This window comes from Marinobacter sp. (genome assembly GCF_052094685.1).
Lineage (GTDB): Bacteria > Pseudomonadota > Gammaproteobacteria > Pseudomonadales > Oleiphilaceae > Marinobacter.
Map to the genome: position 1 here is coordinate 1 of NZ_JBQDKB010000015.1, position 26,976 is coordinate 26,976.

A 26,976-nucleotide genomic window follows, 5' to 3' on the forward strand; every position below is an offset into this window, starting at 1 on the left:
CTGCAAGTCGCCTGACAATGTCCCGCCTGCGCCAGCGACGGAAATAAATCAGCAAATTCTGGCAGAAAATAATATTCATCCCGTGCATGGGTGCTTTATCCAGATCCAGCACATTCAGTCTGGTAAAGCAGACCCGTTCCCGGATGCCATCTACAATTTCTACGGTGTTCCGCTCGGCCGGGCGGAAGTACCGGGTTTTCATGTCTTCTTCCATGCCCAGCAGCTTGCGGGCACTGAATTGGCCAGCCTGGGCCTTCTCAATGACTGGCTTACTGATATCCGAGCCGGTCACGCCATACAACGGCTGCAGAGCCAGTTGGCTCATGCACTGGTTCAGCACCATGGCGAGAGTGTAAGGCTCCTCACCGGTGGAACATCCAACGCTCCAAGCTTCAATAGGCCGCTTACGGAACTGTTCTCTTGGCCGCGTGAGAACATAGTCGGCAACCAAGCGAAAAGCGTCAGGATCCCGAAAAAAGCGCGTTTCCTGTACCGTTAGCCGATCAACCAGTGTTGACCATTCTCGTATGGCATCCGGCCCCGAGACAATTGCCTCGTAGTAGGCTTGATAACTGCTGCAGCCTATTTCTCGCATCCGGATGGCCAGATTGGTTTCCAGAAACGAGCGGCGCTCTGCCGGCAGTGTCATGCCTGTACGGTGCTCCAACAGCACCTGCCACTGGTCGAACTGCGCCTCGTCCATCTCAGGGAGACGGCGCAGAAACCAAGCACTCTTGGCAGATGACGGGTTGTTGTGAAGCTTAGACATAAACCGCCATTAGCCCCCGGTTGTGGATCAACCCACCACTGGCACGTTGCTGTCTTCCTCTTCTTCGTGGTCTGCCAGGTCCTCTTCAGGCAACGTGAAGCCGGCAACGGAGGACCGAAGCTCGGAGGCCATTTCCGCCAGGTTCCCGATAGACTTAGCGGTCGCGTTGGTACCGGAAGATGTCTGGGACGTAATTTCCTGGATAACGTTCATCGTGTTGGAAATGTGTGCCGCTGAAGACGACTGCTGGCGTGCGGCGTTGGAGATGTTCTGGATCAACTCCGCAAGACTCATGGATACGTTCTCGATTTCCTCGAGGGCGATACCCGCGTCTTGTGCCAAACGTGCGCCACGTACTACCTCGGCGGTAGTGTGTTCCATGGAGATAACAGCTTCGTTGGTGTCAGACTGGATCGTCTTAACCAGGGCTTCAATCTGCTTGGTTGCCGCAGAGGAACGTTCAGCAAGGCGCTGAACCTCGTCCGCAACGACCGCAAAGCCTCGGCCTGCATCGCCGGCCATAGAGGCCTGGATAGCCGCGTTCAAGGACAGAATGTTGGTTTGATCGGCAATGTCGTTGATCAGGGATACGATGTCACCGATCTCCTGGGAAGACTCACCCAGTCGTTTGATCCGCTTGGAGGTTTCCTGGATCTGCTCACGGATGTTGTCCATGCCGCGGATGGTGTTCTGTACCACTTCCGCGCCTTTCTTGGCGATGGCAACCGAGCGCTCCGCAACCGCAGAAGATTCCGCAGCGTTTGAAGATACCTGGTCGATAGAGACAGCCATTTCGTTTACAGCGGCAGATGCGCCAGCAATTTCCTGGGCCTGGTGCTCGGAAGCATCGGCCAGGTGCATGGCTGTAGACTGGGTTTCCTGCGCCGCTGATGCCACTCGTACCGCTGTGCCACGAATAGCCTGTACCAGCCCGCGCATCTGGTCGATCGCGTAGTTGATAGAGTCAGCAATGGCACCGGTGAAATCTTCGGTGACCGTGGCTTCAGTGGTCAAGTCACCATCAGCCAGGTCGGCCAGTTCGTCCAGCAGGCGCAGAATCGCGTTCTGGTTCTGCTCATTCTGTTCCTGAGTGGTTGCCAGACGCGCTTGGGCTTCCCGGTATAGAGCAAGGCCGATAAACACAACCATGGCAACCATGGCCGCCAGGATAATAAAGGCCAGGGTCGGGCTAACAAGCCGTGAGCCGCTTTGGGCACGGAAGCTTTCAGCGAGAACAGACAGTTCGGAAAGTAGAATCTCGGAGTTTTGGAAAATGTCGCTAGCCGCAGTACGTACCTTGAAGAGGTCGGGAGAGGCTTCAAGGATCGCGTCTACGTTCTGGGAGACAAACTCGAACAGCTCGTCAACCGCTTCAAGGCCGTAAATGGCATCTTCGTCGTCAACTTTGGAGATGCCCATGGCTGGGTTGCCGTTAAGCTGGCCTTCAAGTACCCGACCAAACAGGCTGGCGTCACGGCCAAATCGGTCAGCGGCAATGACGGCGTCTTCGTCGCCGGAGAGTACGTTGTTCACTGAGCGTACAATACGCTCTGCCAGCAGGGACTGACGTTGTGCCAGTGCAATTTGTTCTGCCGGCGCATCGTTATCCAGCAGGATTTGTACGATATCGTCGTATTCAACCTGAAGCTGGGGAATGGTTTCGTTCAGGGTGCGCGCTACTTCGTGTAGGCCGAGCACGGCGTCCTGAGTGGATAGAATGCTGTCGGCGTTCTCGCGTACCGTGTTCCAGTGCTGCTGAACGCCGCCTTTGCGGGCTAGTTCACTAGGTGGCAGGCCGGTTTCCGGGTTGCCTTCAGTCACGTTGCCCCAAAGCTGCTGGAATTCATCACGGGAGCGGCGCAGCTGGTTAAATGCCTCGGCGGTACCGCCGGCGGCCTCAGTTGCGTTTTTCGCAATTTCCTGTGACAGCACCCTAAGTTCAGCGGCGTTGGCAATGTATTCCTGGTCGTTCTGGCTGTCCCTGTTGATAATAAACAGGACCACAACGAGCAGGACGGTGAGTGCGATCAGTGAGGTGATCAGGCCGGCAACAAGCTTGTTACCTCCCTGTCCCGTACCGATTCTTCCGGCTCTGTTTTTCATTTTCTGGCTCCCGGCCTCTTCAAGAATTTGGCAAGTTGTTTTTAGTCAGGTTTCAGGCAGTCAGGGTGTTTGTCCTGCCACTGTCGTCACCCCTACCACTGTGCGACGTCAAGAAAGCGGTCATCATCGAGCAAGTCGACGGCAGAAAACACTTTCCAGACTTCTTCGTTTCGTTCATAACCGCCGGCGACAAACGGTTGAACGTTTTCAGGCACACCAGCCGGTGCTGCCTTAAAACTGTCGGATGCAAAGTACTGCATGCCCAGCACGGTATCGACAACCAAACCACTGAATACATCGCCCCGCTCAATAACCAGAACCCGCCGTTCCCGCTGGCTGCGGGACGAGCGAGGAATGTCAAAAAAGCCGGCAAGATCTACCAAGGGAAGAAGGCGACCACGTACGTTGGCGGCGCCCATCAAAAACGGCCGTACTCCCGGAATATGTGTAAACCGGGGGACGTGCAGTATTTCAGTGACCTCACCCATGGGAGCTACATAGCGCTCACCCGCAAGAACGAAGCCGATGCCGTTCCACAGTTCTACGGCTTCTTGTTGTTCCGGCAAGCCCGCAGCCATAGCGCGGCTGCGTTGGGCGATATCCGTCAGAACGGCAAAAGGGGCGGCCTGGGCGGACATGCTTACTCCACGGTTAGGGATCAGGCAATCAGACTGTTGATTGTTTTGATCAGGTCGTCTTCGTTAACCGGCTTTACCAGGTACCCTTTGGCGCCTTGGCGAGTGCCCCATACGCGGTCAGTTTCCTGATCCTTAGTCGTGACAATGATCACGGGGATGGAAGCCGTCTCCGGAGCTCGGGTCAGTTGGCGGGTTGCCTGAAAGCCGTTAAGGCCAGGCATAACCACATCCATGAGCACCAGGTCTGGGGTCTCGGCGCGGGCCTTAGCAACACCATCTGCGCCATTGTCGGCGGTAAGCACTTCGTGTTTGTGCTTTTCCAAAATGGTAGAGATTTTCTTAACCTCGGTAGGAGAGTCGTCAACAATCAGAATGCGAGCCATTGGTTCCTCGATGGTTCTTTAGTGTCAGCAGGGTTTACTGTGGCGTCACGGGTACGTAGTGACGAATCGTATTGAGCAGCTCATCCTTGCTGAACGGTTTGGTCAAGTACTGATCCGAGCCGACGATGCGGCCCTTGGCCTTATCGAACAGCCCGTCCTTGCTTGACAGCATGATGACCGGCGTCTTTTTGAAAGAGGAGTTGTTCTTTATGAGCGCGCAAGTCTGATAACCGTCCAGGCGGGGCATCATGATATCTACAAAAATGATGTCCGGCTGTGAATCTGCAATTTTGGCCAGAGCGTCAAAACCGTCCGTTGCAGTGATAACCTCACAACCAACTTTTTTCAGGAGAGTTTCTGCGGTGCGACGGATGGTTTTACTGTCGTCGATCACCATGATCTTCAAGTTCTCGAAGTTGTCATCCATTATCCAGGTGCCTTGCGCTCAGCGACTGTCATTGTTTTCAAACGAGGGTTTTAACATAAACCTTAAGGTTCTTCTATAAACCCTGATCATTTATAGATTATCGGTGGCCCGATAAAAAGTATTACTTTGTGACCAAATGTACTTTTGCTTGAAGCATCACGTAATTGACCAAGGATTTCTCCGGATGCAATCACAGCTCGGGTACAATACCATCTGGTTTCTCAGCATAGCACTTATTGTCTGGTTCACTCTGCAGACCGGTTCGTGTTTTTACCCCTCAGGAGTTTAAGAGACATTATGACAGTTCGACTCGGGATCGTGATGGATCCGATTGAGGATATCCATTTCAAAAAAGACAGTTCATTAGCGATGTTGCTGGCAGCCCAAAACCGTGGTTGGGAAATCGAGTACATGGAGTTGCCAGACCTGTATATGGACGGCGGCAAAGCCATGGCCCACACGCGCAGCCTGACGGTCCACATGGATCCTGAGAACTGGTATAGCTACGGTGAGGCCAGGGATCGTGCGTTGGGCGATCTCGACGTCATTTTGATGCGTAAAGATCCACCGGTGGATCGCGAGTTCTTAATTGCTACCTATATTCTTGAATCGGCTGAACAGCAGGGTGCTCTGGTGGTTAACCCAGCCGCAACCTTGCGGGACTGCAACGAAAAGCTGTTCGCTACCCAATTTGAAGACCTTACGCCGCCGTTGCTGGTGAGTCGGTCGGCGAAGCGTTTCCGGGAGTTCTACGCTGAGCACGGCGACGTCATCATGAAGCCGGTAGACGGAATGGGTGGCCACTCCATCTTCCGCATTAAGGAAAACGACTTCAACCTGGGCGTAATTATTGAAACTCTGACCAATTATGGCACTCACCAAGCCATGGCCCAGAAGTACATACCCGAAATCAGCGACGGCGACAAACGCATTCTGATGATTGAGGGCGAGGCCGTGCCTTACTCTCTTGCGCGAATTCCTTCACAAGGCGAGAATCGCGGCAATCTGGCGGCCGGAGGCCGGGGCGAAGGCCGTGAGCTTACGGCTCGTGACCGTGAGATCTGCGCCCGGGTAGCGCCGGTTATCAAAGAAAAAGGCCTGATGTTTGTGGGTTTGGATGTTATTGGTGACTACTTGACCGAAATTAACGTGACCAGCCCAACCTGTATCCGTGAGTTGGACACCGCCTTCGGAACCGACATTTCAGGTCTTTTGATGGACGCTGTCGCGAAGCGACTAGGCCGGGGCTGACGGGGAGTTATGGGGCAGGTAAGCGACTTCGACCGATTTTCCTTCACGCTATTTATGGCACTGGCGGTGCATGCGGTTGTGGTGCTGGGAATTACCTTTGCGCCTGAGTCGCCACGCTCTTCTGCTCAAACCATGGAAATCACCCTGTCGCAGTTTGACGATGAGCGGGCACCGGAGAAAGCGGACTTCCTGGCCCAGACCAGCCAGCAAGGCAGTGGTACCGAGGATGAGCCCCGGGAAATGACCACACCCCAGCCTTCCGAAATGAGTCAGCCGGAAGTGGCCCAGGTACAGCCCGAGCCACAAGCGCAAACCGAGCCGGTTCGCCGCCAGGAACAGTCGGTCGTGCAGACGCAAAGCCAGTCGCGCCGGCAGGTTCAGCAACCGGAGCAGCGCACGAAGCCGGAAGACGAGCCTTTACCGGTAAAAGAAAAGAAAAGTTTGATGGAGCGCAGCCTGGAGATCGCCAGCCTTGAAGCTCGTTTCGATGCCCAGCAGCAAGCTTACGCACGAAAACCTCGGGTGATGCGGGTAACCGCTGCCTCCACTCTAAAGTCGACCAATGCCTGGTATGTACAGAACTGGGTTGGCAAAGTGACGCGGGTTGGTAATATTAATTACCCGACTGAGGCCCGCCGTGCCGGTGTGTATGGCACCCTGCGAATGCTGGTATCCATGAAGAAAGATGGCACAATCAAGGAAGTGGCTATTCTGCACTCGTCAGGAAGCACGTTGCTCGATGACGCGGCGATACGCATTGTGAGGATGGCGGCACCCTTTGCCCCCTTTCCAGATGAGATGCGCAAAGACGTAGACGAGCTAGAAATCATACGTACCTGGTCCTTCCAGCAACGGGGGCTGACATCCGGATGACAGCATCGAAACACTCTCCTCACAGCTTGAGGCACCACTTTTTGGTGGCTTCGCCCTATTTGGCTGATCCCCGGTTCCATGGTGCTGTTATTTACCTCTGCGAACACTCCGAGGATGGCGCACTTGGGTTGATGATCAACCAGCCGCTAGACATCCATCTTGGGGAAATTCTGGAGCAGTTGGACCTCCAAGGTGGTGAACTTGATTTGCCCGTATTCAGCGGCGGTCCGGTTGAGCAAGAACGTGGCTTTGTTTTGCATTCTCCGGGCGCAGATTGGCAGAATACCGCCAAGGTCGCCGACGACGTTATGCTGACTACCTCCCGTGACATACTCGCCGGTATTGGCTACAACGAAGGGCCGGAAGAGTTTTTGATGGCGCTGGGGTACTCAGGCTGGGGTGAGGGCCAGCTAGAAGACGAGTTGGGGAGTAACGCTTGGCTGACCTGCCCCGCAACCAACGATATTCTATTCAGAACACCTTGGGCTGAACGTTACGACGCCGTTTTGAAACTGATCGGAATAGACCTTACCCAACTCAGTGATACGGTGGGGCATGCTTAAAGCCGGCCGCCGTAGCGTTATGGCATTCGATTTTGGTCTGCGCCGCATTGGCGTGGCTACCGGCCAGGAAATGCTTGGCACGGGCCAGCCTCTAGCTATGGTTTCCGCCGACAACGGAGCGCCGGACTGGAGTCAGCTCGAGAAGCTGCTGGCGGAGTGGCAGCCGGATCTGGTGCTGGTAGGCCTGCCCCTGAATATGGATGACAGCGAAAGCGATATGTGTGGCCGTGCCCGAAAATTCGGTAAGCGCCTGCATGGACGCTTTCATGTGCCGATAGAAATGGTAGATGAGCGCCTGACCAGCTACGAAGCCAAAGGCGACGTTATAGCCGCCGGCGGCAACCGGGATTTTGGTCGCCACGGCGTGGATGATCGGGCAGCGGTGCTGATACTGGAAACCTGGTGTCGGCTGCAAACAGAATAAAAAAGCGAGGATGTAATGAGCGCATTGCGTGATATAGACCAGCTGATGGATGAGCTGGAAACGGGACTGCGTAGCCTGCTTGCAGAGCGCGGCATTGAGTCGCCGGTACTGATTGGCATTCGAACAGGCGGAGTTTGGGTGGCGGAGATTCTTGGCAAGCGCCTGGGTATTGAAGAGCCGTTTGGTGAACTGGATATCTCTTTTTACCGGGATGACTTTAGCCGGATTGGCCTGAACCCCAAAGTGACGCCCTCAAGCCTGCCTTTTGATACCGAGGGCCGGGATATTATCCTGATTGACGATGTCATCATGAGTGGTCGGACCATCCGCGCCGCAATGAATGAGTTGTTCGATTATGGTCGTCCAGCCAGTATTATACTTGGTACTTTGATCGATCTGGGCGCCCGCGAGCTGCCCATTCAGCCCGATGTGGCTGGTCAGTCATTGGTACTCAATGCACGGCAGCGTGTAAAGCTTCGCGGCCCAGATCCGCTCCGGATCGAACTCCAGGAAACCGGACAGTAAACTCCCGAACCCGATAGCAGGCAAATCATGACCGCAAACGTACCTTCCCCCAAACATTTGCAGCTAACCCGGGACGGCCAGTTGCGGCATTTTCTGACTCTCGATGGACTAGGCAGGGAGCTGCTGACCGATATCCTCGATACTGCAGATTCCTTTATTGAAGTGGGTGAGCGGACCATCAAAAAAGTACCCCTGTTAAGGGGGCGAACGGTGGTCAACCTGTTCTTTGAGCCCAGTACCCGCACCCGCAGCACGTTTGAACTTGCCGCCAAGCGGCTTTCTGCAGATGTGCTTAATCTGGATATCAACACTTCGGCCACGTCCAAAGGTGAGTCTCTATCAGATACCCTTCTGAATCTCGAGGCCATGGCCAGCGACATGTTTGTGGTGCGCCATGCTCAAAGTGGCGCGCCACACTTTATTGCTGAAAACGTGACCCCTGGTGTTGCCATTATCAACGCCGGTGACGGCCGTCACGCTCACCCCACCCAGGCCATGCTGGATATGCTGACCATTCGCCAACACAAAGGTGGATTTGAAGGCCTGAAGGTCGCCATCGTGGGCGATATCCTGCATTCACGAGTAGCTCGGTCCCAGATCCGCGCCTTGAATGAATTAGGTGCCGAGCAGATACGAGTGATCGCGCCCGGCACGTTGCTACCTAAAGATGTGGAAAGTCTTGGCTGCACCGTGGAGTACGATATGGCCAAAGGCATGAAGGATCTGGATGTGGTAATCATGCTGCGCTTGCAAAAAGAGCGTATGGAAGGCGCTCTGTTGCCAAGTGAGCGTGAGTTTTACCGGCTTTACGGATTGAGCCAGGAGAAGCTGGCGCTGGCGCATCCGGAATGCATTGTCATGCACCCAGGCCCGATTAACCGTGGCGTAGAAATTGAATCCGCCGTGGCGGATGGCCCGCAATCAGTCATTCTGAACCAAGTAACAAATGGTATTGCTATTCGCATGGCGGTGATGTCCATGGCTATGGGTGGGCAGGTGGCAGAGCGTCAGCAAAAACTGAGTGAATTGAATGAGAGGGGCCCGGCATGAGCGGCAACGAGCAATCCCTTAACGCCAGCCTTAAAATTACGGGCGGCCGTTTGTTGGACGGTCATGGTGGTGACACGCCGAACCTTGCGCTATTGATTCGCAACGGGCGTATTGACGCCACAGGTGAAGCCGCGGAAAAAACCGATGCCGATCAGACATTTGATGCCAAAGGGTGCGTGATTGCTCCGGGGTTTGTAGATTTGTACTGCAATCTGCGGGAGCCGGGGAATGGCCAGAAGGGCAACATAGCTTCTGAGACCCGAGCTGCAGCCCGGGGCGGTTTCACAACCGTGTGTGTGTCTCCCGAAACGTCGCCGGTCAATGATTCCCGGGCCGTCACCCATCTGATCCGTGATGGCGCAGCGGCAAGTTCGTCTATTCGGGTGTTGCCCGTGGGCGCGGTGACCCGTGGCCTGGATGGGGAAATGCTTAGTGATATGGCAGGGCTTACCGCCGCCGGCTGTATTGCCATGGGCAACGGTTCCCGCGGGGTGCGCAGTGCCCGAGTACTTCGCCGCTGCATGGCATACGCTCAAACGTTCGGCCTAACCGTAATGTTGCGCCCTGAGAATCAGTCGTTAGCGGCGGATGGCTACGCCCATGACGGCCTCGTAACGTCACGGCTTGGTCTGCTCGGGATTCCAGAAGTGGCAGAGACCGCATCCGTTATGGAAATGCTGTTGCTGGCGGAAGAAACCGGTGTACGGCTGCACTTGAGCCAGCTTTCCTGTGGTCGCAGTGTTGAAATGATTGCTGACGCTCGGCGTCGGGGTATTGCTGTGACCGCTGATGTGGCCATGCATCAACTTGTCTTTACTGAAGACGCGCTGGCGGGCTTTGACAGTCGCTTTCATCTGCGCCCGCCGCTGCGTTCTGAGGCCGATCGTAAGGCATTGGTGGCGGGCGTGCGTGACGGTGTGATTGATGCCATCGTAAGCCAGCATTTGCCCCACGAAAGTGCGGCCAAGCAGGCGCCTTTGCCAGATACTGAGCCGGGGCTATCCAGTATAGAGAGCGTGCTCTCGTTGGGTCTTGGATTGGTGCACCGGGGTGAGTTAACGCTTGCTGAGTTGGCTCGGGGGCTTACGTCTGGCCCGGCATCGGTGATCGGACGGATCGCTTCGGTTGGTCAAGATGATATAGCCGATCTTTGCGTGTTTGATCCTGATGCGAATTGGACGCCAAACAATCAGTCGCTGATTTCGGCGGGTCATCATGCACCTGTGCTAGGGCAATCATTGCCAGGCGTAGTGCGACTTACGTTGGTAGAGGGAAGGGAGGTTTGGGCGAGCGCCTGAGGCCCGAAAGTCAGATTAAAAATGCGGCAGAGGTTAGCTAACCTCTGTCGACACCATCACATAATCCCGCATGTTGCTTAAAAACGCTTGAAAGAAGGCACCTGTGCCAACGTATTCTTGTGTCTGCTGGCATACCGTTGGTGCAACAATACGTGGCCCGACAGGTAACACGATAACCACTTCGGCCAGATAACAAAAATTCAGGAGTCATCCCGTGAAATCAGTAACCTTCCCGCAACGGGTGGTCTTGGCTGCCGCTCTGTGCGCCAGTCTTGCTCTCCCCTCGCTGGGCCATGCCCAGGCAGAGACCGAAGCCAGCTCTGATATTCTGGAACGGCGCTTTTGCGTGTTTGATCCGGTTGGTGCCAACGGACCGTTGTTTGCGATTACTAAAACGTTCCAGCCCGTTGCTCTAAAAAGTGGCATCAAGCTTAATTTGAGCGCCTACACCGATGAAAAGGTCGCCGCCGAAGATTTCAAGGCGGGACAGTGTGATGCTGTGCTGCTTACCGGTACTCGTGCCCGTGAATTCAATAAGTTCACCGGAAGCCTTGAAGCCATGGGCGCCGTACCCGGTGAAGAAGAAATGCGTCTGCTCTACAACACCCTCAGCCAGCCTAACGCTCGCCCATTGCTGACAGATGGCCCTTACGAGGTCGCCGGTGTATTCCCTGGGGGGGCGATATATCTGCATACCCGTGATCGCAACATCAATTCTGTTCAAAAACTTCAGGGTAAGCGTATTGCGACCCTCGATTACGATCAGGCATCCGTTCGCATGGTCCGCCATGTAGGTGCATCGGTGGTCGGCTCCAACTCCGCCAACTTTGCCGGCAAGTTCAACAACGGCAGTGTGGATCTTGCCTATGCGCCGGCTGTGGCTTATACGCCGCTGGAATTGTACAAAGGCGTTCAGCCCAATGGCGCAGTGCTGAAATATGCTCTGGCGTATATGAATTTTCAGGTCATCATCCACCGCGACCGTTTCCCCGAATCTGCAGGCCAGATGGTGCGTGATGAAGCCATCAAGCGCCTCGATGAAGCTTATGAAATCATCGCCCAAGCAGAAGCCGAAGTGCCAGAAAGCGTTTGGATGACTCTGCCTCAGGAAGACGTTGCAGAGTACGACAAAATGCTGCGCAAAGTGCGCCTTTCATTGCTCGATGACGGGGTTTATGACGAGCGGGCGATTAAGCTGATGAAGGCCATTCGCTGTCGCGTGGATGCATCTCGCTCTGAGTGTGCTTCCTGATAAACCGGTTGATATTGAAAGAGACCCTCCTGTGCGAAGGGTAGGGTCTTTCCACGTTTTATCAGTAGCTGACGCTGGGCAGGTTTAACGGAACGCGTCTTTGAGGGCTTTGCCTGCTTTGAAACCGACGGTTTTGCTGGCGGAAATGCGAATGGGGGCCCCGGTTTGAGGATTTCTGCCATCCCGTGCTTCGCGCTCGCGAATAGAGAAAGTGCCGAAGCCGATTAGGGTGATGTCTTCACCCCGTGCAGCAGCAGCCGAGATCTGATCCGTAATGGCGGTAATTATTTCGCTGGCTTTGTCGCGGGTGAGGTCAGTGCGGTCGGCGATAGCCGCCGCGAGCTCAGGTTTGCGCATCGGGTGTTCCTTTTTGTTTTTGTCTATCGGAGCCGCAGCCTGACGGGCATACGGTTGCCTAAATCTATAGTGGCTCGCGGCGCTTTGTGCAAACTCGAAGGCAGCAGGGCGCAATGACTGCGCGATCAGAATAACAATACAAAACCTTTAGAAGGCACAAAAATATGATGTATTTTAGTAAGTTACTTTTGGCGCTGGCCCTGGGGACGTTTTTGTCCGGTTGCGGCGCAGTCAACCACATGGTCTACAAGACCACCGGTAACGTGATGCAAGGATTTTCCCGCGAGCACACCATACCCTACCTGATGCAAAGTGGTGATTTGGCTATGGGGTGCGCCATGAGCGAGGCGACAGCGCCGTTGCTTATGTCCTTTGGCCGCGTGACCAGCGAGCCGGATCAGTTGGCCGTAATGCTTTACCTTTCCGCTGGCGGTTGTGCCGAAGAGCAGGGTCGTGAGCATGAGTTGGCAGCACTGGCAGCCTTGTATGAAGGAAAGGGTAATGCAGCTGAAGATGCAATGATTCGTCAGAAGCGTTCATACGCCCTCGCATCTAAGCGCTATCTCAAATCCTGGCAACACCACAATGCTTTTTATGGTGAGCCTGGCACAGGCGAGTGCCCGAGCTTTGACGACGACATGGGCGAGTTTATTTACCTTGCTGGTTTGCTTTCAGGCCTGCAGGCGCTTAATTCAGAGATCCAGTCGACCTCGTCCATTGGTGTTCCCAAGAACGTAGGTTCTGTTGTGGCTCGGGCGGCAAGCTGCCTGGACAACGATAAGTGGTGGGGCGCACCTGTGGCGCTTAAGGCGACAGTTTGGTCTATGATGCCCGGCGCGCTACCCGAAGGTGAAGATGCGTTTGAGCGACTGGCGGCGGCCGATCGCCAAGGCGAAGAGGCAGGTGTTCGCCTTAGCCATGTATTCCATGCAATTGCCGCGACCAATAAAGGCGATGAGGCAAAGGTGAAGGCAGTGGTTCGTCAACACGCAGAGTCACTTGATGTTCGCCCTGCCAACGAAGACTGGGCTTTTGTGGATGCCATGGCGACCAATATTGTCGTCGCAATTTCTGATCGCTTGTGGGTAGAGCACACCGGCCACCGTACGCCGCTGGGCCAGCTGGGAACTTTCTGGGACGACCAGAAGAAAGAAGTCGAAACCATGGACCTGGATGGTCTGCTGTAATCCGTCAATGTTCCAGAGTGTATAGCTATGTTCAAGGGTGGTTTTCGTCGTAGCGGTCTTGAGTGGTTTTCTTCGCTGCCTGTTTGCTTGCTATTGTTGTCTGTGGTTCTTTTTTCCACAAGCAGCGACATCCACAATCAAATGCTGCGGGGCGGCGAGCAGCTCTGGAGTGGTTATTACAAGCTGCGCATGGACCCGGTTGCGCCAACCTGCAATCCAGAGCGGAATATTGAAGCCGCTGTGGCGCACGAGCTGGCCCAAGGGCCAGCTGACGATGACCCTATGGCCGCGCTGTTGGGCGCCCAGGAAAAAGATCCTGCAGATGTCCGGCTTGCTATTGAGCGCTCCGTAGCCGACTGCAAAGCTTCCCATCAAAGCTATGACAATCTCCAGGACAAGCTAGCACCGGGCGTTAAAGCGTATCGTGCGGTAGAGCTGTTTATTGCCGATTTGATTGCCTTTGGCCTCGGGTCCCAGCGCTACATTCTGGTGTTGCTGGTTATGCTGTGCGCGGTCACTGCAACCCTGACTCGCCATCATATTGCCATGCGCGCCATGGAAACCCGTTTGGACTACACCGTTTCTCTCACACTCCAGACTGTTGCCAACGCGATGCTGTTTGGCTCCAGCCTGATCTTTCGCCAATCCAGTCTGGGCGCAGATACAACGATGTCCTCGGAAGACCTGTTACTCCACAATTTCTGGGTTACCGGGTTTGCGTGCCTTACTCTCGCCAGTCTCTATCGGCTGATTCGCGTGCCGGCAGATCTTGCCCCAGGCGGTAGCTTGAACAAAGCCTTCCTCGCGGTGCCCTTGTACACCGTAATGTGTCTGATCTCTGGAACCTATTTTGCTTTGATTGGCCATTCCTCGGGCATTGGTATCTATCTAGGCAAGATGATGGAGTTGGCGGATATGTTCTTGAACGTGGGCCTATATGTTTGGGTGGGCATGATGCTGAAACAGACCCGCCTGGCCACGTTGGTGTTCAACCTGTTCCGCCCCTGGCGTATGCCACCAGAAATGCTGGCTGTGGTTGCAGTGCTGGTGGCCGCAGTGCCAACCGCTTATACCGGTGCTTCAGGTATTTTTGTTATTGCCGCCGGTGCCGTTATCTATAGCGAGCTCCGTGCTGCAGGTGCCCGTCGACAACTGGCGCTTGCAGCCACCGCCATGTCGGGTTCCCTTGGTGTGGTGTTGCGTCCCTGCTTGCTGGTTGTTGTTATCGCCTACCTCAACCGTGAAGTGACCACAGACGATCTATTTGGTTGGGGTATCTGGGTGTTTGTGCTCACTGCACTTATGTTTACCACGGTTACGCTCACCGTAAACCGACAAAGTAAATTTAATCTGGCGTCGGTTTCCGAGGCGTTGCCGGCCACGATTCAGGCTTTCCGATCATTGATTCCTTATATCTTGGTGATCGTTGGTGTTGTTCTGCTCTATCGCTATGCACTGGATGTTCGTATGGATGAGTTTTCGGCGCCGCGTTTGCTGCCGGTTATCATGATGTCCATCCTATTGTATGAGCACGTTAGCTTTAAAAACCGAAAGGGCCGAGCGTCTGGTGAGGTAAACCACCAGGGTCTGGAGCGCAGTGTGCGCGGGGCTACTAACGACACTACGGCGGAGATTGGCGCGTTACTACTGCTGCTGGGTCTGTCGGTGAGCATTGGAGGGGTGATTGAACGCTCTGAGATCATGCAGGCTTTCCCTCAGTCGTTCGATAGTGCCTGGTCCGCCATGGTATTGATGGTAGTAATTTTGGTGATTCTCGGAATGATCATGGATGCTTTCGGCGCCGTTATTCTTGTCACTGCAACCGTGGCAACCATTGCCTATTCTAGCGGTATTCATCCTATTCACTTCTGGATGGTGACTTTGGTGGCGTTTGAACTGGGCTACCTGAGCCCACCGGTTGCACTAAACCACCTCCTGACACGACAGGTGGTGGGTGAAGCCGAGGTGCAGGCCGCTCTAGAGGAGGGCGGAACCTTCTATCAGCGCCACGAGCGTATCATCATGCCACTGATTGCCATGGGTATTTCGCTGGTGCTGGTGGCGTTTGTACCTCTGCTGTTCTACGCCTGATCGGCATCACTCGGGTTTGAAGGCGTCCTTGTGGAAGTCGATGGCAGCATCGACTTCCTCGATACCGCAGACCTTCGGCTCTGGCGGCTCTGCGCCAGCTAACACGGCCAGTACAGCGTGTACGCTCTTAGATAGGGATTCCGTGTTGTAGCCACCCTCAAGAACCATGGCCAAGCGGCCATGGCAGTGCTTATCCGCAATCTGCTGGAGCACGTTGGTCATTGCGGCAAAGCCCTCATACGTTACGTTGAGGGCCAGATCAAACGAGTGTGCGTCAAAGCCAGCAGAAACCAGAACCAGGTCGGGTTTAAAGAAATCCGCTGCAGGTACGAGAATTTCCCGCATTGCTTTGAGGTACGCAGCATCGCCCGCACCGCCAGCCATGGGCACGTTCACGATGGTGCCTTCCCCCAGCCCCGCACCTATGTCTGTCAACAGACCACTACCTGGGTAAAAAGGTGACGCCCTGTGAATATCGAAAAACAGCACATCCGGATCTGCCCAGAAGATATCCTGGGTGCCGTTGCCGTGGTGGGCGTCCCAGTCAACAATCAACACTCGCTCACATCCCAGCGCAGCTTGGGCGTGGGCGGCTGCCACGGCTACGTTGTTGAATAGGCAAAAACCCCTTGCACGGGTAGGCTCGGCGTGATGCCCCGGCGGGCGAACAACCGCAAAAGCGCTTCGACTTTCACCTTTCACAACCGCTTCAACTGCGGCGATGGCCGTACCCGCAGCAACTTCTGCAGCTTCAACGCTGCCGGGTGAAACAGCTGTGGTGTCCACATCCAGCCACGCACTTTGGCTGCGCAGAGCATAAATATGATCCAGAAACGAGGTGGTGTGAACCCGTGCTAGCTGTTTGCGGGTTGCCTTCTGCCCTGTTGCAATCCGCACGCCGGGAATAGGCTCGCGGGCCAACAGCTCCATAATTGCGGTCAACCGGCCGGGGTGTTCCGGGTACTTCCACTGTACGTTCAGACCTGACAGTATGGCTCGAACTCGCTTGTCTAGCCGCCCTGGCAGGAAATCGACGTTAGTGTCCGGATAATGAGCGAGAACCCGCTCATCGTAAAAAACGGTCACATCTTTATCGTCAGTCACTTTGGCTCCCTCAAAATACCGGCTCGCAGAGCCAGGTTACCTGGCAGCATGCGCGCATAGCTGTTGGAAAAGCATAGACCTAAAATTAGAGGCTAGCGATTCGCTAGTTTATAGAAAGCAGCAAGAATTCGTGGCTGAGTGACTAACGGCGGCCCTGGAGGGGTGTGAGAATATTTGGTTTTGATACAAAAAAAGCGCCGTGCTTTCGCAGGGCGCTTTTTTGAAGCTAGCTGCTGGCTCAGAGCTTTGGGCCTGCCGCTACGATGGCATCGGAAACATCAAATTTCTTGAAATTTTCCACGAACTGGCTAATCAGTTCTGCCGCTTTCTTGTCGTAGGCTTCTGCGCTGGCCCAAGTATTGCGGGGATTCAGGAGCTTAGTGTCAACACCCGGTACCTGCTTGGGAACGTCTACGTTGAGGGTAGGCAGATGCTCGGTTTCAACATCGTCCAGATCGCCGTTCTGAATACCACTGATAATGGCGCGGGTCGTTGGGATGCTGAAGCGGGTGCCTTCGCCGTAGGAGCCGCCGGTCCAGCCTGTGTTCACCAGGAAGACCTTGCTGCCGTACTCGTCAATGCGCTTCATCAGCAGTTCGGCGTACACGCCTGCCGGGCGTGGGAAGAACGGTGCACCAAAGCAGGTAGAAAAGGTGGATTTAAGTTTGGACGACGAGCCCATTTCCGTGGAGCCAACCAGTGCCGTGTAGCCACTCAGGAAGTGATAGGCAGCGCCTTCACGGCTCAGGATAGACACGGGAGGCAATACGCCGGTCATGTCGCAGGTCAGGAATACGACGTGGGACGGTTCGCCTGCACGGTTTTCAAGCACACGCTTTTCTACATGCTCAAGCGGGTAGGCACAACGGGAGTTTTCGGTGAGAGACACGTCGTTGTAATCTGGCTCGCGGCTTTCCGGATTTATGGTTACGTTTTCAACAATAGCGCCGAAGCGGATAGCGTCCCATATAATCGGCTCGTTCTTCTTGCTCAAGTCGATGCACTTGGCATAGCAACCGCCTTCTATGTTGAAGACAGTACCAGGGCCCCAGCCATGCTCGTCGTCACCAATTAAAAAGCGGTGTGGGTCGGCTGAGAGGGTGGTTTTGCCGGTGCCAGAGAGGCCGAAGAACAGGCAGGTTTCGCCATCTTCGCCTACGTTGGCAGAGCAGTGCATTGGCAGTACGTCTTTTTCCGGCAGCAGGAAGTTCTGCACAGAGAACATGGCTTTTTTCATTTCACCGGCGTACCGCATGCCCGCCAAAAGTACTTTGCGTCGAGCAAAATTAATCATCACGCAGCCATCGCTGTTGGTGCCGTCGCGCTCTGGCACACATTCAAAATTGGCGGCGTTCAGAATTTGCCATTCCTGTTTGTCTGCCTGGTTATAGTTGTCCGGGCGAATGAACAGGTTGCGGCCAAACAGGTTCTGCCAGGCGGTCTCGGTGGTCATTTTGACCGGCAGATAGTGCTCAGGGTCGGAGCCGACATGAACCAGCGAAACAAAGCTGTCTTGTTCAGCAATATAGGCTTCTACGCGATCCCACAGGGCGTCGAATTTGTCGCCGTCAATCGGACGGTTGATTGGCCCCCAATGGATGTCGTCGGAGGTGCTGGGTTCTTCGACGATAAAACGATCCATAGGGGATCGGCCGGTACGTTCACCGGTCTTTACCACCAATGAACCGTTAGAAGCCAGTTGGCCTTCGTTACGCGCCAGTGCCTGCTCTACCAGCTTTGCTGTACTCAGATCATTATAAGTGTTGCTCACTTCGACCTCGCCCTCGGGATGTCTTCGTGACTGTTCAGGCCGTCCCCCGAACATTGACGGAAAACTGAACAATCGGGTCAATTCAGGCGCGCTATTATGCCAGAGGCGCCGATAAAAAACGACTGTGCCGGAGGCCGCGTGACTGCTGGTCTCCGAGCGAATTCATTACCTTCTCTAGTGTAGCGTATGGCCAGCGAAAAGCTGATCAATATCATTCCTATCGAAGCGATAGTGTGCATGGCAGAACTGGCAATCCATCTCGATGGAGCCTTGCTCTTCTAGAATGCTATAGCACTCTTCTTTGCCAATACTTTCTAGTGCGCCAAGGGTTCTTTCCTCTGAACAGCTGCATTGAAACTCTACGGTTTCGGCGTCAAACAGACGCACGGTTTCTTCGTGGAACAGGCGGTGTAGTAGGGTTTCGCTGTCTAGCTCCAGTAGTTCGCCGGCTTCTACCGTGCGCGCCAGATGATTGACCCGCTCCCAAAGTGCATCATCTTGTTCGGTAGCTCCGGGAAGGCGCTGAAGCATCAGGCCAGCGGCACCGTTTTCACTGGAAAACAAAAATAGGCTAGTGGGAATCTGTTCTGAGCGCTCGAAATATTCTTCAAGGCACCCTGCGAGGCTGTCACGTTCCCGGGGAACAACGCCCTGATAGCGGGTGCCCTGATTGGGCGTGATAGTAATGGCCATGCGCCCTTCGCCCAGCAGGTTGTGAAAGCTTTCTTCGCTTACCGCGTGCTCATCAAATCTCGCCAGGCCGCGAATTTTTCGATCATGGCTGCACTCTGCCATCAGTGTCCGCAAGGGGCCTTCGCCCTGTGCCTGAATGGACAAGGTGCCTTCAAACTTTAGACTGCTGCTCATCACAATGCTGGCCACAAGCGCCTCGCCAAGCAGGTCGCGAATGGATTCTGGGTAAGGCGCCTGGCTGGTGATTTCCCGGTAGCTTTCGTCAAGCTGCACCCAGGCTCCGCGCACCTGGCTGTGTTCAAATATAAAACGCTGGAATTGATCCCGGGATGCCATGCTGATTCTCCTGAAAACTGGGTGCTTGTATCGGTGGGTGACGGCAGGGCAGTCTTGCCTAGATGCCGTTCTGGTCACGGAATCGCTGAATGTCGCGGCGATCTTTCTTGGAAGGCCGTCTTGCGGGCGGCAACTGCGCGGCTTGCATGGTTTTACGCTGCCATGAGAGATCTTCCCGCTTCTTTAGGCTGTCTTCGGTTTCGTGATAAAGCTTCTGAGCCTCAGGCGCGCCGCGTCGGCGTTCGCTTATGTCGTCGACGACTACAATTTTTTCCTGCCAGCCCAAGCGTAGCGTGAGTGTGGCGCCCAGCTGAACCAGTCGGCCGGGCTTGCAACGTTGGCTGTTGTAGTGAACCTTGCCGCCTTCAACCGCTTCTTTAGCCAGGGCGCGTGTTTTGTAAAAGCGCGCTGCCCAGAGCCATTTATCGAGCCTGACCTGTAGATCGTCCGACGTGGATGCCGCCATCTCTCCTCACCTAGTGGGCGTATACCCAAATTATAACGCTCTCAGCCCACAGATGGCAGGGGTCGTTGGTGGTGAATGGCGGTTAGGATCTCATCAAAGTGATGTACGCAAGGTATCTCGGGGTGTGTTTGCCGAGCGGTTTGCTTGCTGTCCGGCGCGAGAATGCCCAAGCACTGTGCTATTCCAGCAGATTTGGCGCTTTCCAGCACAGGGAAGCTGTCATCAACCATCAGTGTGGCAGTGGCCTTATAGGGGGCCAGTTGATGCAAGTCTTGCCAGAATTCGGTGTCTTCTTTCGGTTTGCCCAGCTGATGGCTGGAAACAATGCCATCCACAAAACGGTCGAGGCCTGTGCGTTGCAGCTTCAGTTCCAAGGGGTCCGGGTGGCAATTGGTTACAATCACCGATTGTAAGCCGGTTGTTTTGAGTGCTTGCAGAAAGTCTGCCACATGTGGGCGGTAGCCAATGCGATCGCCGACTTCGGACTTGAGGCCGGTGATATCCATGGCCAGCCGTTCGCTCCAGTAATCGGTGCAATACCAGTTAAGGGTACCTTTCTCGGCCATGATCATGCCGATCAGTTTGTCTTTGGCTTCACTAGGGTGCAGGCCGTACTGCTCCGCATAGCGCTTGGGCAGGTGTTCCAGCCAGAAGTGGTTGTCAAAATGCAGATCAAGCAGTGTTCCGTCCATGTCCAGGAACACGGTTTCGAGAGACGTCCAGTTGATCATAAATAAAAACAGCCTGAGAAATTTTCGTCAGGCTGACGCAGATTCCGGCCGGAGGCAAGCCGGAATATTACGGATAGTGTGCAGGGGAGGGCTGCAGTCGGGGGGGTTAATTTCCGGACTGTTCGACTGTTTTGGGCTTCCGGCCAGATTTGGTGCAACCCAGGCACCGAACGAAGGTTGCTTTCGCCGGACCAACAACCAGGACTTCTCCCGCTTCCTCTGCATTGCCGCCAAGCAAAGAGAATGGCAAGGACACCAGATATACGGCGCTTCCGACAATGGTGGTCGCCAGCAGCACCGGGCGAACAAACACCGCATCACCTGCCATAGCCAGCGCAGACGGGCTTTCATCAATCGCGCGTGCGTGGCCCAGGGATGAAAAAGCCAGTAGGCAAGCTGCTACAGTGGCTACCAGGGTGCGTGAAATATTGCGGGTCATTATCTGTCTCCTGAACTTTTGGGCCCCGTTGTTACCTGGCTGTACGCATCCAGTGCCGGGTTCGTATCGGGAAAATCGAACCTTATTGTAACCCTCGGGTATTAATTCTCTGTTAACTATGAATCATATTTACGTATTTTCAAACGAATTTTCGTTGCGAATTGTGCATGTCCGCGCAATTTCGGTGCGGTTAGGCCAAAGCGTTACCCAGAGCTAGCGTTGACACCGGGGGCAGTACACCGTGGATCTACCGCTCATGCGAATTTCTTTCAGCGGCGTTTCGCACTCAGGACAAGGCTCCCCGGCTCGGCCGTATACCAGGAGGGACTGGGCGAAATAGCCCGGTTTGCCGTCGCTGTTCACGAAGTCCCGTAAAGTAGTGCCGCCCATTAAGATGGCGGCGCTTAGGGTTTCCTGAGTGGCTTCTACAAGGCGCTTATAGCGGTCGAAGCTGATACGTCCAGCTTTGCGCCTGGGGTGAATGCCAGCCTTGAACAAGGCCTCATTGGCGTAGATGTTGCCCACTCCCACAACCACGTGGTTGTCCATGATAAAGGATTTTATCGGAGTGCTTTTGTTTCGAGACAGCTGGAAGAGCATCCGGCCGTTGAACTCTGCCGACAGTGGTTCTGGGCCGAGGCTGGCAATCAGCGGGTGCGTTGCTGCGGAATCAGCCCATAGCCAGCAGCCAAATCGCCGGGGATCATTAAAGCGCAAAATAATGCCGGAATGCAGAACCAGGTCTATGTGGTCGTGTTTTTGTTCCGGCGTGTCGTCAGTGACCACACGAAGGCTGCCGGACATGCCCAAATGAACAATGGCGGTGCCATGATCCAAATTTAGAAATAGGTATTTTGCGCGCCGGTCTACGGTTCGGATAACTTGGCCTTCCATCTGTGCGGCCAGATCCTCGGGCACCGGCCAGCGCAGGTTGCCATTGCGAACCTTAACTCGGGCAACGGTTTGTCCTTCGCAGTATGGCGCAACACCGCGTCTTGTTGTTTCAACCTCGGGTAATTCGGGCACGCAGTTGGTCTCCGGTTAAGTCTGTTGGGGCATATTGTTCGGTAAACGTGAACAGTAACAAATTTGCCTCCAAAGCCTGTTGTTCTGGCTAACACCTGTACGCTAAAGTATGGTTGCCGGCGGTTTTACGGTCGCCATAGATTTTGATTTGAGGAACAACTATGTGGTTTAACGGTCTTCTTGACCTGTCTGTGATGCAGCTCATTCTAGTGACACTGGGTATGACCCACATCACTATTGTTAGTGTGACGCTTTACTTGCACCGTCATTCGGCTCACAACTCACTGGATTTGCACCCTGCACTGAAGCACTTTTTCCGCTTTTGGTTGTGGCTGACGACAGCACAGAATACCAAAGAGTGGACTGCGATCCACCGTAAGCATCACGCCAAGTGTGAAACCGAAGAGGACCCGCACAGCCCGGTGGTGCTTGGCATAAAGAAGGTTCTATTTGAAGGCGCAGAGCTATATGCCTCATCGGCCACCGCAGAGAACCTTGAGCGCTACGGCCAGCGTACGCCGGAAGACTGGGTGGAGCGCAAAGTATACAGCCGCTACAGAACGCTGGGCATTACGCTTATGGCGGTCATTAACTTAGCACTGTTTGGTGTTCATGGTATTTGGATTTGGGCTGTGCAGATGGTTTGGATTCCTTTTTGGGCGGCCGGTGTAGTAAACGGCGTTGGCCACTGGATGGGCTACCGTAACTTTGAGTGTGCCGACAATGCCCACAATATTTCTCCTTGGGGGATACTGGTCGGCGGTGAAGAGCTGCATAACAATCACCACACCTACCCGAACTCATCCAAGCTCTCGCGGCGTTGGTATGAAGTGGATATCGGTTGGGGTTACATTCGTCTGTTCCAGCTGTTTGGACTTGCTAAACCTAAAGGGTATCGCCCAATTGTTCACTATGTGCCGGGCAAGCTGGAAATGGATGTGGAAACCGTGCAAGCCATCGCTAACAACCGCTTTGATATTATGCGCCAATACCGCAAGCGGGTGACGGAGCCGGTTTTGCGTCAGCAAAAGAATCTTATGAATGATGAAATTCGCCCCCGGTATCGCAAGCTTAAGCAGCTTCTCTCGCGGGAAGTCACGCTGATAAAGCCACGGGAAAAGGAAACGTTGGAGTCGGTTCTGGAGAGCAATGCCGTTTTGCGCCAAATTTATGAGAAGAGCCATGAGTTGCAGGCCCTTTGGCGCCAGCGAGGGCTAAAGCCCCAGGATAAACTGCAAGCTCTAATGGAGTGGTGCAAAGAAGCAGAGGCTAGCGGCATCCGGTATCTGGAAGAGTTTGCGGCCCATTTACGAGCTTACTCTCTGCGTCCCGCGGCCTGAGCCAAATTTCACGACCCATTTGTTTTGCAAAAGCCCGCTCGCGCGGGTTTTTTGTCACTCCTTCTTTATTTTGGCTCTTGAGTATTTTCGCCGGCACTTAGGTGTGCGACCCGGTATAAGCAATAGGTGACCTGTCCCGCGCTTTTCTGGCGGTGCAGTTGCCAGCTGGAAGGTGTAGCTGGTGCAGATATTTCACTTTCATGCTCAACATAGACCCAGCCGCCGGGCTTTACCCAGCCCTGGACATCCAGCAGCGGAAACAGTGTGGCTAGCCAGCCTTGTCGAAACGGCGGATCCATAAAGACAATATCAAACGGTTGTCGTGTACGTTGGCTGAGGTAGGCATCTGCACCGGTGCACACCACCGTGCCGGATTCGGCACCAAGCAGCCTAAGATTGCCTCGCAGTGCGGTTGTCAGAGCGGCGCTGTTATCCACAAGCGTGGCCTGGGCCGCGCCCCTGGAAAGTGCTTCCAGCCCAAGTGCGCCGGAGCCGGAAAACAAATCAAGGCAGTCGCTTCCTGCCAAATGAAATGAAAGCCAATTAAACAGGGTTTCCCGTGTGCGAGCTGGGGTAGGGCGTACGCCGCCTGCGTCTGGAAAGCGGAGCTTTCGGCTACGCCAGTCGCCACCAATAATGCGCAGTTCGCCGGCAGTTCCCTTGCTTTGGCCTGGTTCCTTGGGTGGTTTATTTGAAAGGTGCTGGCCTGCGGGTTTTCTGCGGGGCATGTTGTTGGCTCCGGAAACGGATTAGGTTCGCTGTGCGTGGCATATCTTAGCGGAAACTGGGTCTTCCATGATAATCCACGCCATCCTCACTTCCCGGGGACAGTCTGCTAGAATGTGCGCTTTATTTATCCCGCCCATTCACACTGATGGTATGACTTTATGATGGCAGAGTGGATTTCAGTCGGCCTTCTGGCCCTTCTTGTACTCGTATTTGTTCTGGATATTGCCAGCAACCGCCGTCGTGTGCCGCGGCCAAAGCCTGTGCCCCAGCGCAAACCAGAGGCTGTAAAAGGTCCTGCGCCCACGCCACCGGTCGAGAAAGAAGCGGCAGAAGCCGCCCCCGAGACTATACCTGAAACAGTAGAATCGCCGGCAACTCCTGAGCCGGATGTGGCGCCAGTGCCGCGGCCAGAAACCATTCCAGAGCCAGAGCCAGAGCCAGAGCTTCAGATCAGTGTTTTTGAGCGTATCAAGCAGGGCCTGGGCAAAACCCGTGCAAGTTTGACTGGCGGCATGGCGGATCTGTTCTCCGTCGGTAAGAAGATTGACGAAGACTTGCTGGAAGAAATTGAAACCACACTGCTGATGGCAGATGTAGGCGTAACCGCTACGTCGGAAATCATTGAATCTCTCACCGACAAACTTGAGCGCAATCAGCTTAAAGATGGCGAGGCACTGCGTAAGGCGTTACGTGATGAGCTACGTGGCCTGCTCAAGGACGCCACCAAGCCTCTGGTCGTTGATACCGAAGCCAAGCCGTACGTGATCTTGATGGTGGGTGTAAATGGCGTAGGTAAAACGACCACCATTGGAAAACTCACCAAGAAGTTCCAGAGTGAAGGCAAGTCTGTAATGTTGGCGGCAGGTGATACGTTCCGTGCCGCGGCAGTGGAGCAACTGCAAGTCTGGGGCGAACGCAATAACGTTCCGGTTGTGGCCCAACATTCAGGTGCCGACAGCGCGTCGGTGATTTTTGACGCGATTCAATCAGGCAAATCTCGTGGCGTGGATGTCGTGATCGCCGATACCGCCGGCCGATTGCAGAACAAAGACAACTTGATGGGCGAGTTGGAAAAAGTTGTCCGGGTCATGAAAAAACTTGACGACAGTGCCCCCCACGAAGTGATGCTAGTGCTGGATGCCGGCACGGGGCAGAATGCCCTGAGCCAAGCTCAGGTTTTCCAGCAGGCGGTTGGCGTAAGTGGCATTACCTTAACGAAACTGGACGGCACAGCGAAAGGCGGTATCGTGTTTGCTATTGCCCGCCAGTTGCAGTTACCTATCCGTTTTATCGGCGTTGGTGAGCAGGTTGATGATCTGCGCACCTTTGACGCCGAAACCTTTGTGGATGCCTTGTTTGCTGAATAGCCCGGCTTTGTGGAGCAGTAGCCCGTCATGATTGAATTTCGTCAGGTTACCAAGCGATATGACAGTGACCATACCGCACTGCGCCAGGTGAATTTTCGCTTGGGTCGTGGTGAGTTGGCGTTTCTCACCGGCCATTCTGGTGCGGGCAAAAGTACTCTGCTGAAATTGATCATGGTGATGGAGCGCCCCAGTGCTGGCGAAGTGGTCGTTGGCGGTCAGGTTCTCAATAGCCTGCCAAGGCGCCAGATTCCTTACATCCGTCGGCATGTCGGTGTGGTGTTCCAAAACCACCAGCTGCTGTTTGATCGTACAGTGTTCGATAACGTTGCGATGCCGCTGGAAGTGATGGGCGCCTCTCCTCGTGATGTAGGACGGCGGGTGCGAGCGGCGCTGGATAAGGTTGGCTTGCTCAAAAAGGAGAAAATGAACCCACTACAGCTCTCCGGCGGTGAGCAGCAGAGGGTAGGCATTGCCCGTGCAGTGGTGAATAAGCCGCCGCTGCTGTTGGCGGATGAGCCTACGGGTAACCTGGATCCGGAGCTGTCGGCAGACATAATGAATCTGTTTGCTCAGTTTAGCCAAGTAGGAGTCACTGTGCTGATCGCCAGTCACGACCTTGCGCTGATCAACGAAATGGATCGGCGCACATTGACTCTGGATCACGGTAATTTGATTGCTGGCAGTACGCCTCTGCAGGGAGGCGCCCGTGGCCGCTGACCCATCTTCCCGATCTCGTAAGCCTGATCCTGCACGGGGAGCCAAAGTCGCCCGGTCGCCTTGGCGCGAACAGGCCGAGTCCTATTTTGTCCATCACCGAAAAGTCGCTCGTGACAGCGCTGGCCGGATGTGGCGAACGCCTGTGGCAAGCCTGATGACTTGGGCTGTCATGGGCGTTGCTCTATCGTTGCCCATTGCGTTACTGCTTCTGTTAACCAGCCTTCAGGGTGTAAGTGCCGGCTGGGAGAGCAGCGCCCGGGTGACGGCTTACATGAAATTGAGCACCAGCCTCGAGCAAACCCGGGAATTGGCCAGTGAAATTGAGGCCGACGGCCGTGTAACGGAGCTGGAATTGATTGACCGTGACCAGGCACTGGTAGAATTTCGGGCCTCCTCAGGCTTGGATGACGCGCTGGATTACCTGGACGAAAATCCTTTGCCTCACACCTTGCTGATCACCCCTGAAGAGAATGCACGATCTGCAGAGGGCGTGGCAGGGCTGGTCACATTTATTGAAGGCATGGAGAGCGTCGAGCGGGTTCAGATTGATCTCGGCTGGCTGCAACGCCTCAATGCCATGACCGACCTGCTGGCACGGGCTGTGTGGGCACTGGCTATACTGTTGGCCGCGGCCGTAGTGCTGGTTATTGGCAACACCGTAAGATTGTCGATTGAAAGCCGTCGTGATGAAATATTGGTGGCTAAATTGGTGGGCGGTACAGATGCCTTTGTGCGCCGGCCGTTTTTGTACACGGGCGCCTGGTTTGGCTTGGGCGGCGGGGTTGTAGCCTGGATACTACTGCAGCTTTCCCTGTGGTGGTTGAGCGGGCCGGTTGTGCGCCTGGCTGAGCTGTATCGCAGTGACTTTTCGCTCAACGGGCTGAGTATCGACGGTGCCTTCGCATTGATTATTGTCGCGATGCTGCTAGGCTGGCTTGGCGCCTGGGTTGCGGTAAAGCGCCATTTGGATGATATTGAGCCGGGAGAAATTGCTGGCGGATGATGGTCCAAGTTACGGTAAAACCGTATTGAAACGGAAGCGGGTTTCAGGGTAGCTTCTTATGTA

At 54.8% G+C, this 26,976-nt stretch carries 28 protein-coding genes; 14 read left to right on the forward strand and 14 right to left on the reverse strand.

Features of this window, described 5'->3' with window-relative positions; genetic code table 11:
• The 5 genes from ACTH3S_RS05125 to pilG all read right to left on the reverse strand — a co-directional run.
• Window positions 1-769: CheR family methyltransferase (locus tag ACTH3S_RS05125; protein WP_441807952.1), on the reverse strand; the 769-nt coding region annotated here is incomplete at its 3' end.
• Between the two features lie 27 nt (window positions 770-796).
• On the reverse strand, window positions 797-2,872 hold the full coding sequence (locus ACTH3S_RS05130; RefSeq protein WP_441807953.1) for a methyl-accepting chemotaxis protein: 2,076 nt from the start codon (window positions 2,870-2,872) through the stop codon (window positions 797-799).
• Window positions 2,873-2,964: 92 nt separating this feature from the next.
• Window positions 2,965-3,510 (reverse strand): chemotaxis protein CheW, encoded by a 546-nt coding sequence (locus ACTH3S_RS05135; RefSeq protein ID WP_441807954.1) that lies wholly within the window; start codon window positions 3,508-3,510, stop codon window positions 2,965-2,967.
• 20 nt (window positions 3,511-3,530) lie between these two features.
• Window positions 3,531-3,893 carry a twitching motility response regulator PilH gene (gene pilH / locus ACTH3S_RS05140; RefSeq protein ID WP_088558729.1) on the reverse strand — a complete coding sequence of 121 codons (363 nt, stop codon included), beginning with the start codon at window positions 3,891-3,893 and terminating at the stop codon, window positions 3,531-3,533.
• Window positions 3,894-3,927: 34 nt separating this feature from the next.
• The gene (gene pilG / locus ACTH3S_RS05145; RefSeq protein WP_441807955.1) at window positions 3,928-4,320 is read right to left on the reverse strand and encodes a twitching motility response regulator PilG; all 393 of its coding nucleotides are present in this window, start codon (window positions 4,318-4,320) and stop codon (window positions 3,928-3,930) included.
• A 297-nt stretch (window positions 4,321-4,617) separates the two neighbouring features.
• Here pilG and gshB point away from each other — a divergent pair, with 297 nt between their 5' ends.
• The 8 genes from gshB to ACTH3S_RS05185 all read left to right on the forward strand — a co-directional run bounded on the left by gshB (window position 4,618) and on the right by ACTH3S_RS05185 (window position 11,556).
• Window positions 4,618-5,571: a glutathione synthase gene (gene gshB / locus ACTH3S_RS05150; RefSeq protein WP_441807956.1), complete on the forward strand. Its 954-nt coding sequence runs from the start codon at window positions 4,618-4,620 to the stop codon at window positions 5,569-5,571.
• A 9-nt stretch (window positions 5,572-5,580) separates the two neighbouring features.
• The gene (locus ACTH3S_RS05155) at window positions 5,581-6,444 is read left to right on the forward strand and encodes a TonB family protein (RefSeq protein ID WP_441807957.1); all 864 of its coding nucleotides are present in this window, start codon (window positions 5,581-5,583) and stop codon (window positions 6,442-6,444) included.
• Window positions 6,441-7,007 carry a YqgE/AlgH family protein gene (locus ACTH3S_RS05160; RefSeq protein ID WP_441807958.1) on the forward strand — a complete coding sequence of 189 codons (567 nt, stop codon included), beginning with the start codon at window positions 6,441-6,443 and terminating at the stop codon, window positions 7,005-7,007. Before ACTH3S_RS05155 ends, ACTH3S_RS05160 begins: the two co-directional genes overlap by 4 nt.
• The gene (gene ruvX / locus ACTH3S_RS05165; RefSeq protein WP_441807959.1) at window positions 7,000-7,431 is read left to right on the forward strand and encodes a Holliday junction resolvase RuvX; all 432 of its coding nucleotides are present in this window, start codon (window positions 7,000-7,002) and stop codon (window positions 7,429-7,431) included. Before ACTH3S_RS05160 ends, ruvX begins: the two co-directional genes overlap by 8 nt.
• 15 nt (window positions 7,432-7,446) lie before the next feature.
• Window positions 7,447-7,956, forward strand: a complete 510-nt coding sequence (pyrR, locus tag ACTH3S_RS05170; RefSeq protein WP_441807960.1) for a bifunctional pyr operon transcriptional regulator/uracil phosphoribosyltransferase PyrR — start codon at window positions 7,447-7,449, stop codon at window positions 7,954-7,956.
• 27 nt (window positions 7,957-7,983) lie between these two features.
• Window positions 7,984-9,006 (forward strand): aspartate carbamoyltransferase catalytic subunit, encoded by a 1,023-nt coding sequence (locus ACTH3S_RS05175; protein ID WP_441807961.1) that lies wholly within the window; start codon window positions 7,984-7,986, stop codon window positions 9,004-9,006.
• Window positions 9,003-10,304 carry a dihydroorotase gene (locus ACTH3S_RS05180; RefSeq protein ID WP_441807962.1) on the forward strand — a complete coding sequence of 434 codons (1,302 nt, stop codon included), beginning with the start codon at window positions 9,003-9,005 and terminating at the stop codon, window positions 10,302-10,304. The genes ACTH3S_RS05175 and ACTH3S_RS05180 overlap by 4 nt, the downstream gene beginning before the upstream one ends.
• Before the next feature lie 214 nt (window positions 10,305-10,518).
• Entirely contained in the window at window positions 10,519-11,556 is a 1,038-nt protein-coding gene (locus ACTH3S_RS05185) for a putative solute-binding protein (protein WP_441807963.1), read from the forward strand.
• Between the two features lie 84 nt (window positions 11,557-11,640).
• Here ACTH3S_RS05185 and ACTH3S_RS05190 read toward each other — a convergent pair whose 3' ends face one another.
• A complete protein-coding gene (locus ACTH3S_RS05190) occupies window positions 11,641-11,913 on the reverse strand; it encodes an HU family DNA-binding protein (protein ID WP_441807964.1) in 273 nt (90 codons plus the stop codon).
• A 164-nt stretch (window positions 11,914-12,077) separates the two neighbouring features.
• Between ACTH3S_RS05190 and ACTH3S_RS05195 the strand changes: the two genes are divergently transcribed.
• Entirely contained in the window at window positions 12,078-13,100 is a 1,023-nt protein-coding gene (locus ACTH3S_RS05195; RefSeq protein ID WP_441807965.1) for a hypothetical protein, read from the forward strand.
• A 27-nt stretch (window positions 13,101-13,127) separates the two neighbouring features.
• The gene (locus tag ACTH3S_RS05200; RefSeq protein WP_441807966.1) at window positions 13,128-15,191 is read left to right on the forward strand and encodes a TRAP transporter large permease subunit; all 2,064 of its coding nucleotides are present in this window, start codon (window positions 13,128-13,130) and stop codon (window positions 15,189-15,191) included.
• A 6-nt stretch (window positions 15,192-15,197) separates the two neighbouring features.
• Here ACTH3S_RS05200 and ACTH3S_RS05205 read toward each other — a convergent pair whose 3' ends face one another.
• From ACTH3S_RS05205 to mutM, 7 genes are all read right to left on the reverse strand, one after another.
• Window positions 15,198-16,295: a histone deacetylase family protein gene (locus ACTH3S_RS05205; protein ID WP_441807967.1), complete on the reverse strand. Its 1,098-nt coding sequence runs from the start codon at window positions 16,293-16,295 to the stop codon at window positions 15,198-15,200.
• A gap of 238 nt (window positions 16,296-16,533) precedes the next feature.
• The gene (locus tag ACTH3S_RS05210; protein WP_441807968.1) at window positions 16,534-18,066 is read right to left on the reverse strand and encodes a phosphoenolpyruvate carboxykinase; all 1,533 of its coding nucleotides are present in this window, start codon (window positions 18,064-18,066) and stop codon (window positions 16,534-16,536) included.
• Between the two features lie 174 nt (window positions 18,067-18,240).
• Window positions 18,241-19,095, reverse strand: coding sequence for an Hsp33 family molecular chaperone HslO (hslO, locus tag ACTH3S_RS05215; protein ID WP_441807969.1), 855 nt, complete (start codon window positions 19,093-19,095; stop codon window positions 18,241-18,243).
• A 58-nt stretch (window positions 19,096-19,153) separates the two neighbouring features.
• Entirely contained in the window at window positions 19,154-19,561 is a 408-nt protein-coding gene (hslR, locus tag ACTH3S_RS05220) for a ribosome-associated heat shock protein Hsp15 (protein WP_441807970.1), read from the reverse strand.
• Window positions 19,562-19,602: 41 nt separating this feature from the next.
• Window positions 19,603-20,292, reverse strand: a complete 690-nt coding sequence (gene yrfG / locus ACTH3S_RS05225) for a GMP/IMP nucleotidase (RefSeq protein WP_441807971.1) — start codon at window positions 20,290-20,292, stop codon at window positions 19,603-19,605.
• A 106-nt stretch (window positions 20,293-20,398) separates the two neighbouring features.
• Complete coding sequence (locus ACTH3S_RS05230) at window positions 20,399-20,731, reverse strand: hypothetical protein (protein WP_441807972.1); 333 nt, start codon at window positions 20,729-20,731, stop codon at window positions 20,399-20,401.
• 213 nt (window positions 20,732-20,944) lie between these two features.
• Window positions 20,945-21,757, reverse strand: coding sequence for a bifunctional DNA-formamidopyrimidine glycosylase/DNA-(apurinic or apyrimidinic site) lyase (gene mutM, locus ACTH3S_RS05235; RefSeq protein ID WP_441807973.1), 813 nt, complete (start codon window positions 21,755-21,757; stop codon window positions 20,945-20,947).
• Window positions 21,758-21,918: 161 nt separating this feature from the next.
• Here mutM and ACTH3S_RS05240 point away from each other — a divergent pair, with 161 nt between their 5' ends.
• The gene (locus tag ACTH3S_RS05240; RefSeq protein WP_441807974.1) at window positions 21,919-23,097 is read left to right on the forward strand and encodes a DesA family fatty acid desaturase; all 1,179 of its coding nucleotides are present in this window, start codon (window positions 21,919-21,921) and stop codon (window positions 23,095-23,097) included.
• 65 nt (window positions 23,098-23,162) lie between these two features.
• Here the strand turns inward: ACTH3S_RS05240 and rsmD are convergent, their stop codons facing one another.
• Entirely contained in the window at window positions 23,163-23,825 is a 663-nt protein-coding gene (rsmD, locus tag ACTH3S_RS05245) for a 16S rRNA (guanine(966)-N(2))-methyltransferase RsmD (RefSeq protein ID WP_441807975.1), read from the reverse strand.
• Between the two features lie 159 nt (window positions 23,826-23,984).
• Between rsmD and ftsY the strand changes: the two genes are divergently transcribed.
• Genes ftsY through ftsX form a run of 3 tightly spaced genes read left to right on the forward strand, consistent with a single transcriptional unit; the run spans window position 23,985 to window position 26,913 of the window.
• Window positions 23,985-25,193, forward strand: coding sequence for a signal recognition particle-docking protein FtsY (gene ftsY / locus ACTH3S_RS05250; RefSeq protein ID WP_441807976.1), 1,209 nt, complete (start codon window positions 23,985-23,987; stop codon window positions 25,191-25,193).
• A 27-nt stretch (window positions 25,194-25,220) separates the two neighbouring features.
• Window positions 25,221-25,910 (forward strand): cell division ATP-binding protein FtsE, encoded by a 690-nt coding sequence (gene ftsE / locus ACTH3S_RS05255; protein WP_441807977.1) that lies wholly within the window; start codon window positions 25,221-25,223, stop codon window positions 25,908-25,910.
• Window positions 25,900-26,913 (forward strand): permease-like cell division protein FtsX, encoded by a 1,014-nt coding sequence (ftsX, locus tag ACTH3S_RS05260; protein ID WP_441807978.1) that lies wholly within the window; start codon window positions 25,900-25,902, stop codon window positions 26,911-26,913. Before ftsE ends, ftsX begins: the two co-directional genes overlap by 11 nt.
• The last annotated feature ends 63 nt before the right edge of the window (window positions 26,914-26,976 follow it).